We start from the raw sequence: 15908 nt of genomic DNA on the forward strand, positions 1-15908 counted from the left end.
GTGCGGTCAAGAGGGTGTTCAGGTCGGTCGTCACAAACTGATCTTGGACACCCTCTGCCCTTTGGCGGGCCAGAACTTCGGATCTACTCGTCTAGCGTCCGTCCGGCCGGGTGACCGCGGTCTCGACCCCGTCCAGCAGGACGGCGAGGCCGGTGCGGAAGCTCTCCCTGGTCTGGCCCTCCAGGTAGCCGCCGTCCTCCGCCGCGGGGGCGGCGGCGCCGCTCTCCAGGGCGGTCAGCAAGGGGAAGCGATCGGCGAAGTCCGGTGCGAGTTCGGCGAGTTGGGTGGACCGGGCGGACCACCACTCCTCGTCGGGCACCCCGGTGGCGGAGGCGGCCGCGCGGGTGTCGGCGGCGACCTGCGCCATCCCGCGCACGAACTGCCAGAGCGTGCTGACCACGCCTCGCAGCAGCCGGGGCTCCAGGCCCGTCCCGTGCAGGATCCGCAGCACCGTCTCCATCGCGCCCAGTTCGGACGGGCCGAGCACCGGGCGGGCCTGGGAGACCTGGAGCATCCAGGGGTGGCGCAGACAGCAGGCGAAGAGGTCCTCGGCCCAGGTGGTGAGGGCGGGCCGCCAGCCGGCGGCGAGGTCGTAGTCGGTGGGCAGTTCGGCCAGGGCCCGGTCGTGCATCAGATCGACCAGTTCGGCCTTCCCCGGCACGTAGGTGTACAGGGCCATGGCGGTGCGGCCCAGCCGCTCGCCGACCGCGCGCATCGACAGCGCGCCCATCCCCTCGGCGTCGGCCACCGCGAGGCCGGCCGTCACGATCGCGTCCACGCTCAGGCCGGGCTTGGGGCCGCTGCGCCCGGTACGGGGCCGGTCCGGCGCGCGCCAGAGCAGGGACATCGAGCGGCGGGCGTCGCCCTGTCCGGCGAAGACGACCACGGCGGCAACTCCTTATGCCGTAAAGTATCCTCGGTCGAGGTAACTCCTTATGGCGTAAGGTTATCAGTCGGTGGAACGGAACCGGAGGGTTCGACAGTGCTACTGCCCGTCACGTTCATCCAGGTCACCCAGGTCGAGCGGCTCACTCCGCGGATGGCCCGGGTCACCTTCGAGGCCGAGACCCTCGACGAGACCGTCGGCCGGCTGCCGGACCAGCAGGTGAAACTCTGCTTCCCCCGGGAGGGCCAGGCCGAGCCCGTCCTCCCGGCACGGAGCGAGGACCCGATGGGCTGGTACCGGGCCTGTCTCGCGGTCCCCGAGGCCGAGCGGCCCTGGCTGCGCAGCTTCACCGTCCGCCACCGCCGGCCCGGTACCAGGCTGCTGGAGATCGACTTCGTCCTGCACGGGGACAGCGGGCCGGCTTCCGGCCCGGACAGCGGTCCTGACGGCGGCCCGGCCGCCGCCTGGGCGCGCCGCGCCCGGCCCGGGGACCGGCTCGGCATGGTCGGGCCGTCCGAGCTCTACGCCCGGCCCGTCCCGCTCGCCACCGCCGTCGCCGAGGCCGACTGGGTACTGCTCGCCGGGGACGAGACGGCGCTGCCCGCGATCGGCACCCTGCTGGAGGCCCTGCCCCCGGGCACCGGGGCGGTCGCGTTCATCGAGGTCGCGGAGGAGGCCGAGCGGCAGCGGCTGGACAGCCGGGCCGACCTCACCGTCCACTGGCTGCACCGCGACGGCGCCGCCCCCGGCGGACCGCTGACCGCCGCCGTCCGGGCCGCCGACCTGCCCGGCGGCACACCGTTCGCCTGGCTGGCGGGGGAGGCCGCCGCCGTCCGCGCGCTCCGCCGCCATCTGGTGGAGGAGCGCGGGCTGGCCAGGCCGTCCGTCGAGTTCGCCGGGTACTGGCGGCACCGGCTCACCCAGGACGACGCGCCCACCGAGGAGGACCTGGCCGACGCCCGGGAGAAGCTCGCCCAGGCCGCGCGGGACCAGTAGCGGCGGCGACGGCCGGACCGGCAGGGCCGGGGTGTCCGGGCGCGGGCCCGGACACCCCGACCGCTCAGAACCGCCAGGCGGGATCGTTGGCGATCGCCAGCAGGGCGGCGGTCTCCAGGGCGGCCTCCGGGCGGGCGGTCCACTGCTGCAGGGTGACCGTCCGGCCGTCGGCGCGCTGCACCCGGACGTACTGCGAGCCGCGGCCGTCCTGCGGGAAGGTCAGCGTGACCGTCTCCGCCCGGGCGCCGTCGGCGAGTTCGACCACCTGGCAGTCGTTCGTCGGCACCACGTCCGCCGGGGCGGGCACGCCGGGCCGGGCGGTGACCTTCGGCAGGGCGATCCGGGCGCAGAACGGGACCTTCGGCGCGTCGGCGGTGCGGTCGGCGCCGCCGATGAACTCCACCGGGCCGGTGCCGCCGTCCCAGTCCACCCGGAAGGTCCGGCCGGGGATGTCGCCCTCGCGCACGGTGGTGGCACCGGACGGGAGCAGCCCGGCCAGTGCGTCGCCGAGCTGCCGGCTGGTCCAGTCGGTGGGGCGGCCGGTGCCCGGGCCGAAGGAGTCCGGGCGCAGCGTCTGCGGGGCGTCGCCGGCCGAGCCGGCCAGGACCAGCGGCCCGGCCAGCGGGTCGGCGGCGGCCACGGCGGCCGGGCCCGGTGTGCCCGGGGCGGCGGGCGCCCCACCGGTGCCGGGGGTGGCCACCACCAGCGCGGTCAGCGCGGCGGTGGCCGCCACCCCGGCGCCGGCGCGGGCGAGGCGGCGCCGCGCGCCCCGGCGGCGGCCGGCCGCGACCGCCGCGCCGACCGTGTCGGCGCGCAGCGGCGGTTCGGCGCCGAGCCCGGCCGCCAGCAGGGTCCGGACCTCGTCGTGCTCGTTCAGGGCGTCGTCGATTCTCACAGGGCTTCCTTCAGTGGGGTGGGGGTGGTGGCGAGCTCGCCGAACGGGTCGGTCTCGCCGAGCAGTTCGCGCAGCCGGACGAGGGCCCGGGCGCTGTGGCTCTTGACGGTGCCGGCGGTGCAGCCGAGTGCCTTGGCGGTGGCCGCGATGTCCAGGTCCGCCCAGAACCGCAGCACCACCACCGCGCGCTGACGCGGCGGCAGGGCGGCCAGGGCGGCCCGGATCTGGAGGCCGAGCGAGGGGTCCGTCCCCGGGCCGGCCCGGTCGGGCAGCTCGGGGGTCGGGTCCTCGCGCCGCCAGCGGCGCCGGGTGTGGTCGATGCAGGCCCGGGTCAGCACCCGGTGGGCGTAGGCCTCCAGGTTGTCGATCCGGTGCCGCTTTCCCCACACGGTGTACAGCTTGGCCAGCGCCGTCTGCGTGATGTCCTCGGCGTGGTGCCAGTCACCGCACATCAGGTACGCGGTCCGCCGCAGGTGCGGCAACCGGTCCTCGGCGAAGCCGCGGAATTCCTCCAGGTCTGCGGTACGCACAGCGCACGCCCTCCGTTCGTCTCTGATCACTCCGACGGAGCCGGCCACCCCGGGGGATGACACCGGACCACGAAAATCTTTTCGGATTTTTTCTGCCGCCCCAGGACATCCTCCGGCCCCGGCACTTCCGTCGATCCCTCGGCAGGACCAGTGAGCGGCACCCGAACCGAGGGCGCCGCCCGACCGAGAGGATATGAATGCAAGGCATACGGACGGCGGGCCGGTGGACGGCCGCCGTACTGGGCGCGGTGCTGGCCGCCACGGCGGTCACCCCGGCCGCCTCGGCGGCACCCGCACCGGCCGGGGAGCACCCGGGCACCGCACCGGGCCGCCTGGTGCACGTCACCCTGATCACCGGCGACCGGGTCACCGCCCGGATCGGCGCCGACGGCACGGTGGCGGTCGTCGCCGTCAAGCCCGGCACCGGCCGCGAGGAACTGACCTTCAGCCAGGAGCCCGGCCCCTTCGGCACGCTCGGGCTCATCCCGCAGGACGCCGCCGAGCCGCTGCGCGCGGGCCGCCTCGACCCCCGGCTGTTCGACATCGCCGGGCTGGTCGCCCAGGGCTACGACGACGAGCACAGCCCCGACCTGCCGCTGATCGTCGGCTACGACACGGCGGGCGGAAAGAGCCTCGCCCCCGCCGCCCCGCCCGCGGGCACCAAGGCGGTCCGCGCGCTGGACAGCGTGCACGGCAGCGCGCTGCGCGCGGAGAAGAGCCGGACCGGCGAACTCTGGCGACAGCTCGGCCAGTCCACCAGCGGCCGGTCCATCACCGGGTCGGCCCCCGGCGGAGTGCACAAGGTCTGGCTGGACGGCAAGGTCGGCGCCGCGCTCGACCGCTCCACCGCGCAGATCGGCGCCCCGTAGGCCTGGCAGTCCGGCTGGACCGGAAAGGGCGTCAAGGTCGCCGTGCTGGACACCGGCATCGACGCGGGCCACCCCGACCTCGCCGGCTCGGTCGGCGAGACCTCCGACTTCACCGGACAGCCCTCGGGCGTCGCCGACGGCGACGGGCACGGCACCCACGTCGCCTCGATCGTCGCGGGCGACGGCGCCGCCTCCGACGGCCGCTTCAAGGGCGTCGCCCCCGACGCCGAACTGCTCGTCGGCAAGGTCCTCGACGACGAGGGCCACGGCCAGGAGTCCTGGGTGCTCCAGGGCATGGAGTGGGCCGCCGCCCGCGCGCCGATCGTCAACGTCAGCCTCACCGGCCCGCCCACCGACGGCACCGACCCGATGGCCCAGGCCGTCAACACCCTCTCCGCCCGCTACGGCACCCTGTTCGTCGCCGCCGCCGGCAACAGCGGCAGGGCCGGCACCGTCGGCACCCCCGGCTCGGCCGACGCCGCGCTCACCGTCGGCGCCGTCGACCGCGACGGCACCCTCGCCGGCATCTCCAGTCAGGGCCCGCGCACCGGCGACCACGCCGTCAAGCCGGACCTCACCGCGCCCGGCACGGGCATCGTCGCCGCCCGGGCGGTCGGCACCGACGGCCAGAGCCCGGTCAGCGACCGCTACACCGCCATCTCCGGCACCTCGATGGCCGCCCCGCACGTCGCGGGCGCCGCCGCGCTGCTCGCCCAGCAGCACCCGGACTGGAAGGGCCCACAGCTCAAGGCCGCCCTCACCTCCTCCGCCCGGCCGGCCGCCGGCCAGAGCGCCTACCAGCAGGGCGCCGGACTGACCGACCTCGCCCGCGCCACCGGCCAGAGCGTGTACGCGACCGCCGACGGCACCGGGATCCACTTCGACGGCCCACCCGCGGGCCCGGCCGTGACCCGCACCGTCACCTACCACAACCCCGGCCAGGCGCCGGTCACCCTCGACCTGGCCGCCGCCGTCACCGACCGCGCCGGTGCCGCGGGCCCGGCCGGGGCGTTCACCGTCACGCCCGCCCGGCTGACCGTCCCGGCCGGCGGCACCGCCGAGGCCACCGTCACCGTCGACCCGGGCCGCGTCCCGGCCGGCGCCTCGCTCACCGGGCGGCTGGCCGGCACCGCCCCCGGCGGCATCGCCGTCGGCACCGCGTACGCGGTGAGCCGGGAGGCCGTCCGGCACACCGTCACCGTCCAGGCCGTCGACCGCAACGGCGCACCCGTCGGCCCCGGCGACCGGGAGAACGGCGCCTCCCAGGTCCGGCTGCTGGACCTCGACACCCACGAGTCGTACGGCCTGACCTTCGACAACGGCACCGCCACCGCCACCGTCCCCGAGGGCCGCTACAACCTGGGCGGCAAGCTGGTCACCCCCGGCGCCGACGGCGTCAAGCCGACCAGCACCATGTTCCTCCAGCCCGAGATCGAGCTGCGCCGCGACGGCCTGCTCACGCTGGACGCCCGCCAGGGACGCCAGATCACCGTCGCCGTGCCGGACCGGCGCGCCACGCCGTACTCGCTCTCGGCCGGCTACTGCTACCGGGCCGTCAAGGACGGCGACTGCACGGACGTCGCCCTGATGATCGCCCGGCCCGGCAACCTGTACGTCATCCCCGGCGGCCGGATCACGACCGGGACGCTCGACTTCTCCGTCCAGAGCATCCAGCACGGCCCGGCGACCGGCACCGGACCGCTGCCCGACCGCTACGACTTGCTGCTGCACACCACCGGACCGCTGCCCGACCCCGCCTTCACGGTCGGCCGCGGCGACCTCGCCACCCTGAAGACCGTCTACTACGCGTCGGCGCCCGGCACCGCCGGCAGCCTGAGCAGCTACGCCGAGGCGGGCGGGATCGGCGGACTCTCCATCGTCGAACCCGACTTCGCCCTGCCCGCGGCCCGCACCGAGTACGTCACCGTCCGCGACCAGCGGCGCGAGACGTCCTTCGGCCAGCGGACCGGCCCCGGTGGCGAGTACTACCCGTCGGCCGTCACCCAGAGCGGCACCGTGCTCTGCGCGGCCGGTGCCACCTGCGTCGAGCGGTGGAACGCCGCCGTGACCGGCCCCGGCCTCGCCCCCGTCAAGAACGGCGCGCCCGCCGTCGCCCGCGGCAGCGACGGCACCCTCACCGTCTTCCCGCAGCTGTTCACCGACGCCGCCCCGGGCCACTACGGCTCCCCGCTGCCCGACCTGCTGGACGACACCGTCCACCTCGAACTGGAGCGGGACGGCAAGCGGATCGGCGCGAGCGACCAGCCGGCCGCCGACTTCGCCCTCCCGGCCGCCGACTCCGCCTACCGGCTGACCGCCAGGGGAACCCGGGCCGAGCCCTGGGCGCTCTCCGGCACCGTCGAGGCGGTCTGGACGTTCCGCTCCGCCGCCGTCGCCCCCGGACCGGGCGGCGCCCCGCGCACCGCCCCGCTGCCGATCGGCGTCGTCCGCTTCAACGCCCCCGTCAACGCCGAGAACCAGGCGCCGCGGGACCGGCACACCCTCACCGCCAAGGTCGAACGGCAGGCCGGCGCGCCCGCCGCCAGGACCAAGCGCCTCACCGTCCAGGTCTCCTTCGACGACGGCGCCGGCTGGCAGGACGCCCCGGTCACCACCACCGACGGCGTCCACCGGATCACCGTCACCCCGCCCGCCGGGGCCGGCCCCTTCGTCTCGCTGAGGACGGCCGCCGAGGACGCCGACGGCGGCACGGTCCAGCAGACCGTGCTGCGCGCCTACCGGCTGAAGCCGTGACAGCCGCCCCGCCGTCCGGCCGCACCCGGTCGGCCGGACGGCGGGGCGCCCCGGGCCCGGGGATTCCCGGGCGACGCCGCTGGGCAGGGTCGTCAGCGAACGGCCGGACGGGGTCCGGCCCGGTGACGACCTGAGGAGCGGGTGTGGACAACGCGGTCGAACATAGCCACGTCGAGGTGAACGGTGTCAGGCTCCACATCGCCGAGCAGGGCGAGGGACCACTGGTCCTGCTGCTGCACGGTTTCCCGGAGAGCTGGTACTCCTGGCGGCACCAGTTCGCCCCGCTCGCCGCGGCCGGCTACCGGGTCGTCGCCCCCGACCAGCGCGGCTACGCCCGCAGCGAGCAGCCGGCCGATGCCGACGCCTACACCCTGCTCCACCTGGTCGGCGACGTCACCGCCCTGATCCACGCGCTCGGCGAGGAGCGGGCGGTGGTGGTCGGCCACGACTGGGGCGCACCCGTCGCCTGGACCACCGCGCTGCTCCGCCCCGACCTGGTGCGCGGCGTGGCCGGCCTGAGCGTGCCACCGCTGCTGCCCGGCGGGCTGCCCCCGCTGCGCCAGGCCCGGGAGAACTACGGCGAGGGCTTCTACCAGATCTACTTCCAGCAGCCGGGCGTCGCCGACGCCGAACTCGCCGAGGACGTGCGGTCCACCTTCCGCCGCATCCTGGGCAGGGGGTCCGGAGGCGGCTCCGGCCGGCCGCGCCCCTGGGTCGTCCCGGCCGGGCAGCGGCTGCTGGACACCGTCCCCGAGCCGGAGCACCTGCCCGACTGGCTGACCAAGGACGACATCGAGGCCTTCGCGGCCGACTACGCCGGGCACGGCGGAGACGCCTTCACCGGCCCGCTCAACTGGTACCGCAACATCGACCGCAACAACGAGCTGCTCGCGCCCTTCGGCGGCCTCGCCATCACCGTGCCAGTCCTGTACGTGGTCGGTGAGCAGGACATGGTGAACGCGCTGGTCGGACCGGACCGGATGCGGACGGCCCTGGAGCGCTTCGCGCCCCGGCTGCACCGGCACGTCACCCTGCCGGGCACCGGCCACTGGACGCAGCAGGAGCGGCCGGCCGAGGTCACCGCCGCGCTGCTGGACTTCCTGGGGCAACTGGACGGCTGAACCGGACGCGCCCGGCGGCTGCCGTGACCAGGCGTCAGACCGGCAGCAGCCGGGCGATCAGCTCGCCCAGCCGGCGGGCGTTGCGGCAGGAGTGCATCTCCACCACCTCCGCGTAGGCCGGTGCGGCGGAGTCGCCCGCCCCCCAGAGCGAGGGCTGCTCCGGGTTGAGCCAGTACACCCGTCGGGCCCGCCCGGCGATCCGGCGCAGCGCGGGCAGGTTGGGGTCGCGGTGGTTGTTCCGCGCGTCGCCGAGGATCAGTACGCCGGTGCGCGGGCCGACCGCGTCCAGGTGGTGCTCGGCGAACTCGCCCAGGGCGGAGCCGTAGTCGCTGTTGCCGTGGTGGCCCATCACCTTCGTCTCGGTGAGGATGCGCCGGGCCAGCAGCGCCGGATCGCCGTCGCCGCCGGAGAGCAGACCGGTCACCTCGGCGGTGCGGTTGACGAAGGCGAACACCCGGACCCTGCTGAACTGGTCGCTCATCGCCCGCACCAGCAGCATGGTGAAGTCGGCGAACCCGGCGACCGAACCGGAGACGTCGCAGAGCAGCACCAGCTCCGGACGGGCCGGCCTGCGCACCCGGTAGGCCGGGCGCAGCGGCACCCCGCCGGTGCCGAGCGAGCGGCGCAGGGTGCGGCGCAGGTCGATCCGCCCCCGGGCCGCCCGGCGGCGCCGGGCGGCCAGCCGGGTGGCCAGCTTGCGGGCCAACGGCTGTACGGTGCGGCGCAGTTCGGCGAGCTGGTCGCGGCCGGCGGCGAGGAAGTCGATCCGGTCGGCGCTGGGTGCGACGGCGCGCTCGGCGATCCGCTCGGCGCCGCGCAGCTCGGCCACCCGGCGACGGGCCTCGGTGCCGACCAGGGCGCGGAAGTCCTGGACGCGGCGGCGGACCTCGTCGGCGAGGAGACGGTCGGAGAAGTCCGGGGCGGTGCCGTCGCGCAGGGCCGCCAGGACGCGGGCGAGCAGGGTCTCCGGCGCGAGGCGGCTGAGCGTCTGGTGGGCGGACCAGCCGTCCGAGCCGGGGGTGGCGCCGGTGCCGTACCGGCCGAGCGCGGCCACCGCCTCGCCGGCCAGCCGGGCCTGGGCCGCCCGGTCGTCGGCGGCGAGGGCGGCGGCGAGGCGCTCGCGCAGGCCCTCGCGCACCTCCTGGTACGGGTTTCGGCGTGGGTCCCGCTGTTGGTCCTGCCGCGCTCCGGGGCCCTGCCGCGGGTCGGTCGGCGGGTGGGCCCGGGCGGCCTCCGGTGCGCCGACGCCGAGCGGGAAGAACAGGTCGAAGGTGGCGTCGAACACCGCCCGCTGCCCGGCCGAGCGCAGGAGCGCGGCGGCCAGGCCGGCCCTGGCCTGCTCCCGGTCGTCGAGGCCGAGGACGTCGAGCACCGCCGCCGCGTCGACGGTCTCGGCCGGACCGGTCCGCAGCCCGTGGCTGCGCAGCGCCCGGACGAACGCCGTCAGGCGTGCGGAGGTGTCGCCGGCCGGGGGAGCGCTCACGCCAGGGTGAGTTTCTGCGCGGCCTTCCGTACGTCGTCCTGGTGTTTGAGGATCACCCCGAGGGTGTCCCGGACCATCGCCTCGTCCAGCGTGTCCGCGCCGAGCGCCAGCAGGGTGCGGGCCCAGTCGATGGTCTCGGCCACCGACGGGGCCTTGCGCAGGTCCATCGCCCGCAGCGCTCCGACCACCCGGACCAGCGACTCGGCGAGCGCCGCGTCCAGGCCCGGCACCTTCAGCCGGACGATCCGGCGCTCCAACTCGGCATCCGGGTAGTCGAGGTGGAGGAAGAGGCAGCGGCGGCGCAGCGCCTCGGAGAGCTCGCGGGTGGCGTTGGAGGTGAGCAGGACGAAGGGCCGGCGGCTCGCGGTGACGGTGCCCAGCTCGGGCACGGTGATCTGGAAGTCGCCGAGCACCTCGAGCAGCAGGGCCTCCACCTCGACGTCGGCCTTGTCCATCTCGTCGATCAGCAGCACGGTCGGCTCGTCGCCGCGGATGGCGGTCAGCAGCGGCCGGGGGAGCAGGAACTCCTCGCCGAAGATGTCGCCGCGGGCCTGGTCCCAGCTCTCGTCCCGGCCGGCGGTGATCCGCAGCAACTGCTTGGCGTGGTTCCACTCGTACAGGGCGCGGGCCTCGTCGATGCCTTCGTAGCACTGGAGCCGGACCAGCCGGGCCCGGCCGACTTCGGCCACCGCCTTGGCGAGTTCGGTCTTGCCGACCCCGGCAGGCCCCTCGACGAGCAGCGGCTTGCCCAGGCGGTCGGCCAGGAAGACGGTGGTGGCCACCGCGGTTGAGGCCAGGTAGCCCGTCCGCGCCAGTTTCGCGGCCGTGTCCGCCACCGATTCGAAGAAGCCCGTTCCGTCGCCGCTCATCCGCGCTCCGCTCCCCGTCGGCTTGTTCCTGTGCGCCACCCTACCGGTGAGTCACTTCGCTGTCCGCGCGTCGCGTGGGCGACCGGGCTGCCGGCCTCGGCCGCCGTCGGCGGCGGTCTGCTGACCGGCGGGCCCGGAGTGGGGAGGGCCGGTCGTCGAGGTGGGCCGTGACCGTGCGTTCATCGACCAGGTCCGGACCTTCCGACCCGGACGGACGGCGGTGACACGCCGAGCGGCGGGGGGGGGGGGGCCGGGGGCGGCGGCGCGCCCGCCGGGGCCGCGCACCCGCTGGTCGCCGGTGAGGGGCGGGGGCTCCCCGCGTGCCGGGGGGGCGGGGGGGGGGGTGGGGCCGGTGGGGGGGGGCCCGCGCCCGCGGGCCGCCGGGGCTTCCCGCCGCGGGCGCCCCCGCGCCCCCGGGGGCCCCCCACGCCGCTCGGTCCGTTTCGGTCCGCTACCGCTTTTCGGGGAGGGTCAGTTGACCCAGATGGGCGGGTTGCCCGGGCGGGAGATGTCGAGGACCTGCCCGTAGGTGGCGGTGAAGTAGCCGGCGGCGAAGCAGGTGCTGGGGCCGGAGTACTTGCTGAAGGCCTGGGAGGCGAAGCCGATGGTGTTACCGGTGTTGTTGGTGGTGCCGGAGAGGCTGCCGGGCGCGCGGTAGACGCAGGTGATGGTGCCGAGGATGGTGTTCAGCACCATGGTGGTCTGGATCGGCGCGGCCGCGCTGGACGGGCTGAGCGTCACGGGGTTGCCCGCGGCATCGCTCACCGAGTTGGTGAACGGCAGGTTGTTGACCGTGATGCTCTGCACGCCGGTGAGGCCGAGCACGTTGGACGTGCAGGAGGCGAAGGTCTGGCTGTTGAGCTGCTCGGTGGCGACGCCCGGCGCGGCCGGGTTGGCGGTGACGGTCGCGGAGAAGGAGGAGCCGGCGCACTTGATGCCGCTCGTCCCGGTCGCGCTGGAGTAGAAGCTGGCGTAGGTGCCGGGGACCAGGTTGGCGCTGAGGACGTCGCCGACGGGGACGTCGGTTCCGGCCGAGCCGGCACCGCCGTAGGTCAGCACGGCGGAGCCGGCGGCCTGGGCGGGGGTGACGGCGGCGGTGGCCAGGGCCACGGCGGCCAGGGCTGCGGTACCGAGGGTGCGGCGGATGCGCATGAGGGTGTGCCTCTCTCCGTGAGGAGCCGGGTGGGGTGCCCGCCGGAACGCGTGGAGGTGCGCGCGGACGTGGGCGGGGGGCGCGCCGACGTGAGCACGACGTGAGCACGGCGGGTGCGGTGCGGGTGTGCGTCGTTCGTGCGTCGTTCGTGCGCCGGACGGGCGTTGGACGTGCGGCACGGTGGACGGCGACTCGGCGGGCCCGGCGCCACGGGCCCGCCCGTACGGCGAGAAGGTGCTGGCGGTGCAGGAAGGTGCAGAGAGGTGCGAGGTGGTGCGGGGAGTGCGGTGGGGGTGCACGTCGACGGCTGCCACCGCCGGGTATGCGTTCGCCGTACTGAACAGCCGGAACGCGTGGAGGTTTCCGGCGGCTCGTCGCCGTCCGATTGGAAACCTGCGAGTGTTGTAAACCAGCCCCTGCTTCAATGTCAAGGCAGAGAACAGGAGTTGGCCATGGACCTGAACACCGTCCGGAGTGACGGGACGCCGCTGCTGCCCGGTGCCCGCACCGGGCGTGACCCGGCCCGGTCGATCAAGCGAGGCCCGAGCCGGCTGCCGCCGGACGTGGTCGCCGCCACCCAGCGGGAGCGCCTGCTCGACGGCCTGGTCCACACCGTCGCCGAACACGGCTACCAGCGCGCCACGGTGAGCGACATCTGCCGCGCCGCCGGGGTGACCAGGCCGGTCTTCTACGAGCTGTTCAGCGGCAAGGAGGATGCCTTCCTGGCCGCCCACCGGCACGGCACCGGTGTGGTGATCCGGCGGATGGCGGCCGCCTTCGCGGCGGCGCCCGACTGGTGCTCCGGCATCCGTGAGGCGCTGCGCGCGATGCTCTACCTGCTCGCCGGCGTACCGGCGTTCGCCACCATGGCGGTGATCGAGATCGACGCCGTCGGCCCGGCCGGGCGTCGCGAGCGCGACCAACTCCTCACCCGATTCCGGGCGTTCTTCGCCGAGGTGCCACAACCTCCGGGCGGGGTACCGGTGGAGGCGTTGGTGGATGCGGTGGTCGGCGGTGTCTACAGCGCGCTCCACCGCCGCATCGATGCCGACCGGACGGATGAACTCCCTGATCTGCTACCGGCCTTGAGCCTGTTCTGCCTGGCGACCTTCCTCGGGCCGGCCGAGGCCGCCCGGCGGCTGGGCGGTGCCGTCGGCGGACGATGATCCTTCGTGCACCCGTATTGACCCGTCGGATACCGGGCAGTAGCTTCCCAGTTACCCAACTGCGGTCCGTCCGGACCGCCCCGCTGCCGAGGGGCGTCCGAACCGGTCGGGCCCGCAGAACGCTGTCCGCGCCAGGACAACGTGCCAGTGCCTGCCCATCCCACTCATCGAGGGAGCACACATGGCCACGTCCGAGGACGCAGCCCCCACGCCCGAAACCGCCGGGACGCCCGCCGGGACACCTGCCGGGTCCAGAGGCCGGGTCCGGCTGCGGCGTACGGCCCTGATGGCGGTACCCGCCGTCGTTGCCGGCGCCGTGCTGATGACCCTCACCGCGCAGGGTGTACTCGCCGCCCAGTTCTCCATCTCCGGAATGCCGTTCACCGTCACCGCCGACAGCCTCGACGGTGTGGGCTTCGAACAGTTCGGCAGCCTGGACCACATGATCGACGACAGCCCGAACGCCGGGGACACCGGCGGGCAGGTCCTGGTCGCGGTCTCGGCGATCAAGAACGCCTCGCTCACCAAGCTCTGCCAGAGCGTCGACCTCGGCGGCATCAACCTGCTGATCAAGGCCGGCGACGCGGGCACCCCCGTCACCGCCACCGACCTCACCACCGACTCGGACCTGTTCTCCGGTGACGCGTCGTTCACCAACATCGAGATCGGCGGCGACGCCAGCACCTACACCAAGGCCGGGGTCAAGGGCCTGCCGGGTGTGTTCGGGCAGCAGGCCGACACCGTCACCGTCCACAACCTGCGCCAGCACAACTATGCCACCACCGCAGGGGCGTTCAGGCTGCCCAACCTGCGGCTGAGCTTCAGCTCGGAGGGCTGCTGACGGTGTCCGATCCCGTACCCGACGGCGCGGTGCCCGGTGCGGCCGAGGCCGTCGAGCCGGTGGTTCCGGTGCCTGACGCCGCCGTGCCCGAAGCCGCCGTGCCGAGCGCTGTCGTGCCGAGCGCCACCGTGCCGGGTGTCGCCGGTGCCGAGGCCGTCGAGCCGGTGGCCGTCGAGCCCGGGGCCCCGGTGTCCGCTGGGGCCCCGGCCGGCCGAACGGGCTGGCGTGGCTGGCGGGGCCGGCGGCCGTTCTGGGGCGGTCTGCTGGTGCTGCTGGGCGGCGCCGAGATCCTCTTCACCCTGCGGGCCCCGCTGCCCGTCGTCCTGCACATCGGGATGCAGGGGCTGACCGGCTACCTGGTACCGGCCCTGATGGTGGTCTGCGGCGCGCTGATCCTGTTCAACCCGGCCCAGCGGCTGTTCTACTCGGTCCTCGCCGTGCTGAGCTCGCTGGCCAGCTGGATGACCTCCAACCTGGGCGGCTTCCTGCTCGGCATGCTCATCGGTGTGGTCGGCAGCTGCCTGGCCTTCGGCTGGCTGCCCGACCAGCCCCCGCGCCGCCGCCGGCTTCGGCGCGCCGCGCGCGGCAAGACCGCCGGACCGGCCGAGGTGGGGCCGCCGGCCAGGGCCTGAGCTCCGGCCCCGGCGTCACCCGGGCCCGGCGTCACCCGGGCCCGGCGGGCGACGCGGGCCCGGCGGGCGACGCGGGCCCGGCGGGCGACGCGGCGCCCCGCCGCCGGTGATGGGAGAGCACCGGCGGCGGGGCGCCGTACCGGGCGGCGGCCTCCGCCGGCCCGCCCCCAAGGGGCCGTGGGTCCTCACCACGAGCCCCCCGTTGGGCCGGTGGTCCCGGTCTTCCCGGGACCACCGGCCCTTCTCCGGGCGGTGCGGGCGGCCGTTTACTGGACCTGTCAGCCCCAGGGCCCGACCCTGCCCGGAACCGGTCCGGAAGTGGACGGCGAACATGAACATCCGCTTTCCAGAAGGTGTCTGATGAATGGTTAGGCTGCTGGCCATGGAGATCACCAGCACCACCACCGAGTACGACCGGTTGATCGCGCGCCACCACGCCATGCGCCTTCGCCGGCAGATCCTCGCGCCGGCGTCGTCCTTCCAGACCGGGCCGGACCAGTCGGCGCCCGCCGGCCCCACCGGCGACCCGGCCGGACCGCAGGGCGGCTACCCGGACGGCTTCGACGCGGCCGCCGACCAGCGGCTGATCCTGGACACCCTCGGGCTGGTGACCCCGCTCGCCGACCTGATCGACCACCTCTACGCGTTCATGTTCCGGCGCCGGCCCTACCTGCGCTCGCTCTTCCCCGAGTCCATGGAGTTCCAGCAGACCCATCTGGAACGGATGTTCAACCACCTGATCGATCACCTCGACCGCCCCGCCCAGCTCGCCGCCACCCTCAGCCAGCTCGGCCGCGACCACCGCAAACTGGGCGTCCGCCCGGTCCACTACGAGGCCTTCGAGGAAGCGTTGTGCCAGGCGATCCGCCACCGCGCCGGCGCCCGGTGGAGCGATGGCCTGGAGGCCGCCTGGATCCGGATGCTGCGCTTCGCCGTCCGGGCGATGGTGGCCGGCGCCGAGTCCGCGCTCACCGAACCCCCGTACTGGCACGCGGTCGTGGTCGGCCACGAACGCCGCCGCCCCGACCTGGCCGTGCTGCGCGTGCGGACCGGCGAGCCCTACCCCTACCGGGCCGGCCAGTACGGCACCGTGGAGCACCCGCGGCTCCCGCACACCTGGCGGCAGTACTCGATGGGCTGCGCCCCGCGCGAGGACAACGAGGTGGAGTTCCACGTCCGCCGCACCGGCCCGGGCGGGGTCAGCGAGGCACTGGTCGAGCGCACCACCGTCGGCGACGAACTGCGCCTGGGCCCGCCGCGCGGCACGCTGATGCCCGAGGACGACACCCGCGATCTGCTGCTGGTGGCCGGCGGCACCGGGCTCGCCCCGATGAAGGCGATCGTCGAGGAGCTGGTCGAGCACCGCCCGCGTGGCCGCCGGGTCCATCTGTTCGTCGGCGCCCGGGACCGGGCCGATCTGTACGACTGGCCGGACCTCTCCGAACTGGTCGGCCGCAAGCCCTGGTTGGAGCTGATCCCGGTCGCCGACGGCGGCCCCCGCCCGGGCGGGGGCTCACGGCTCGCCGACGCGGTGAGCCGCAGCGGCGACTGGGCGGACCACCTCGCCTGCGTCAGCGGCCCGGCCGGGATGGTGGACGAGGTCCGCACCCGCCTGGTCGCCGCCGGCCTGCCCGCCGCGCACGTCCACCACGACCCGGTGCTGGGGCGGGTCTGACGCTCCCGCGCGGCGAGCCGCCGCGGCGCCGAGGGTTT

The 15908-nt window shown here is 75.1% G+C and carries 13 protein-coding genes and 1 pseudogene; 8 read left to right on the forward strand and 6 right to left on the reverse strand.

What is annotated here, in order from left to right:
* Window positions 1–91: 91 nt before the first annotated feature.
* Window positions 92–886: a TetR/AcrR family transcriptional regulator gene (locus tag ACIO5D_RS35035; protein ID WP_400800124.1), complete on the reverse strand. Its 795-nt coding sequence runs from the start codon at window positions 884–886 to the stop codon at window positions 92–94.
* Between the two features lie 96 nt (window positions 887–982).
* On the opposite strand from ACIO5D_RS35035, the gene ACIO5D_RS35040 reads away from it, so the two are divergent.
* Entirely contained in the window at window positions 983–1882 is a 900-nt protein-coding gene (locus tag ACIO5D_RS35040) for a siderophore-interacting protein (protein WP_363609945.1), read from the forward strand.
* 64 nt (window positions 1883–1946) lie between these two features.
* Here the strand turns inward: ACIO5D_RS35040 and ACIO5D_RS35045 are convergent, their stop codons facing one another.
* Both ACIO5D_RS35045 and ACIO5D_RS35050 read right to left on the reverse strand, forming a co-directional pair.
* On the reverse strand, window positions 1947–2777 hold the full coding sequence (locus tag ACIO5D_RS35045) for a hypothetical protein (protein WP_400800127.1): 831 nt from the start codon (window positions 2775–2777) through the stop codon (window positions 1947–1949).
* Window positions 2774–3307: a SigE family RNA polymerase sigma factor gene (locus ACIO5D_RS35050; protein WP_363609949.1), complete on the reverse strand. Its 534-nt coding sequence runs from the start codon at window positions 3305–3307 to the stop codon at window positions 2774–2776. The genes ACIO5D_RS35045 and ACIO5D_RS35050 overlap by 4 nt, the downstream gene beginning before the upstream one ends.
* A 197-nt stretch (window positions 3308–3504) precedes the next feature.
* On the opposite strand from ACIO5D_RS35050, the gene ACIO5D_RS35055 reads away from it, so the two are divergent.
* From ACIO5D_RS35055 to ACIO5D_RS35065, 3 genes and pseudogenes are all read left to right on the forward strand, one after another.
* Entirely contained in the window at window positions 3505–4176 is a 672-nt protein-coding gene (locus ACIO5D_RS35055; protein ID WP_400800130.1) for a hypothetical protein, read from the forward strand.
* Window positions 4177–4209: 33 nt separating this feature from the next.
* A pseudogene (locus ACIO5D_RS35060) lies at window positions 4210–6930 on the forward strand (S8 family serine peptidase); the annotation flags it as partial.
* 143 nt (window positions 6931–7073) lie between these two features.
* The gene (locus ACIO5D_RS35065; protein ID WP_400800135.1) at window positions 7074–8051 is read left to right on the forward strand and encodes an alpha/beta fold hydrolase; all 978 of its coding nucleotides are present in this window, start codon (window positions 7074–7076) and stop codon (window positions 8049–8051) included.
* Window positions 8052–8085: 34 nt separating this feature from the next.
* On the opposite strand, the gene ACIO5D_RS35070 is transcribed toward ACIO5D_RS35065, so the two are convergent.
* The 3 genes from ACIO5D_RS35070 to ACIO5D_RS35080 form a co-directional block, all read right to left on the reverse strand.
* A complete protein-coding gene (locus tag ACIO5D_RS35070; RefSeq protein WP_400800137.1) occupies window positions 8086–9534 on the reverse strand; it encodes a VWA domain-containing protein in 1449 nt (482 codons plus the stop codon).
* Window positions 9531–10403 carry a MoxR family ATPase gene (locus tag ACIO5D_RS35075; protein ID WP_363615170.1) on the reverse strand — a complete coding sequence of 291 codons (873 nt, stop codon included), beginning with the start codon at window positions 10401–10403 and terminating at the stop codon, window positions 9531–9533. Before ACIO5D_RS35075 ends, ACIO5D_RS35070 begins: the two co-directional genes overlap by 4 nt.
* A 471-nt stretch (window positions 10404–10874) precedes the next feature.
* A complete protein-coding gene (locus ACIO5D_RS35080; RefSeq protein ID WP_363612028.1) occupies window positions 10875–11555 on the reverse strand; it encodes a Tat pathway signal sequence domain protein in 681 nt (226 codons plus the stop codon).
* Between the two features lie 453 nt (window positions 11556–12008).
* On the opposite strand from ACIO5D_RS35080, the gene ACIO5D_RS35085 reads away from it, so the two are divergent.
* From ACIO5D_RS35085 to ACIO5D_RS35100, 4 genes are all read left to right on the forward strand, one after another.
* On the forward strand, window positions 12009–12722 hold the full coding sequence (locus ACIO5D_RS35085) for a TetR/AcrR family transcriptional regulator (protein WP_400759728.1): 714 nt from the start codon (window positions 12009–12011) through the stop codon (window positions 12720–12722).
* A 181-nt stretch (window positions 12723–12903) separates the two neighbouring features.
* Window positions 12904–13563 carry a DUF6230 family protein gene (locus ACIO5D_RS35090; protein WP_363612032.1) on the forward strand — a complete coding sequence of 220 codons (660 nt, stop codon included), beginning with the start codon at window positions 12904–12906 and terminating at the stop codon, window positions 13561–13563.
* Between the two features lie 188 nt (window positions 13564–13751).
* A complete protein-coding gene (locus ACIO5D_RS35095; protein WP_400800204.1) occupies window positions 13752–14195 on the forward strand; it encodes a DUF6114 domain-containing protein in 444 nt (147 codons plus the stop codon).
* Window positions 14196–14577: 382 nt separating this feature from the next.
* Window positions 14578–15870 carry a globin domain-containing protein gene (locus ACIO5D_RS35100; protein ID WP_400800140.1) on the forward strand — a complete coding sequence of 431 codons (1293 nt, stop codon included), beginning with the start codon at window positions 14578–14580 and terminating at the stop codon, window positions 15868–15870.
* Window positions 15871–15908: the final 38 nt, after the last annotated feature.

It is taken from the genome of Kitasatospora sp. NPDC087315 (genome assembly GCF_044744345.1).
GTDB lineage: Bacteria > Actinomycetota > Actinomycetes > Streptomycetales > Streptomycetaceae > Kitasatospora.

What these genes read in the sequence shown, in the direction of transcription:
- ACIO5D_RS35055 (WP_400800130.1), top strand. Translation starts at nt 3,505, where the DNA reads ATGCAAGGCATACGGACGGCGGGCCGGTGGACGGCCGCCGTACTGGGC.
- ACIO5D_RS35075 (WP_363615170.1), bottom strand. Translation starts at nt 10,403, where the DNA reads ATGAGCGGCGACGGAACGGGCTTCTTCGAATCGGTGGCGGACACGGCC.
- ACIO5D_RS35080 (WP_363612028.1), bottom strand. Translation starts at nt 11,555, where the DNA reads ATGCGCATCCGCCGCACCCTCGGTACCGCAGCCCTGGCCGCCGTGGCC.
- ACIO5D_RS35085 (WP_400759728.1), top strand. Translation starts at nt 12,009, where the DNA reads ATGGACCTGAACACCGTCCGGAGTGACGGGACGCCGCTGCTGCCCGGT.
- ACIO5D_RS35090 (WP_363612032.1), top strand. Translation starts at nt 12,904, where the DNA reads ATGGCCACGTCCGAGGACGCAGCCCCCACGCCCGAAACCGCCGGGACG.
- ACIO5D_RS35100 (WP_400800140.1), top strand. Translation starts at nt 14,578, where the DNA reads ATGGAGATCACCAGCACCACCACCGAGTACGACCGGTTGATCGCGCGC.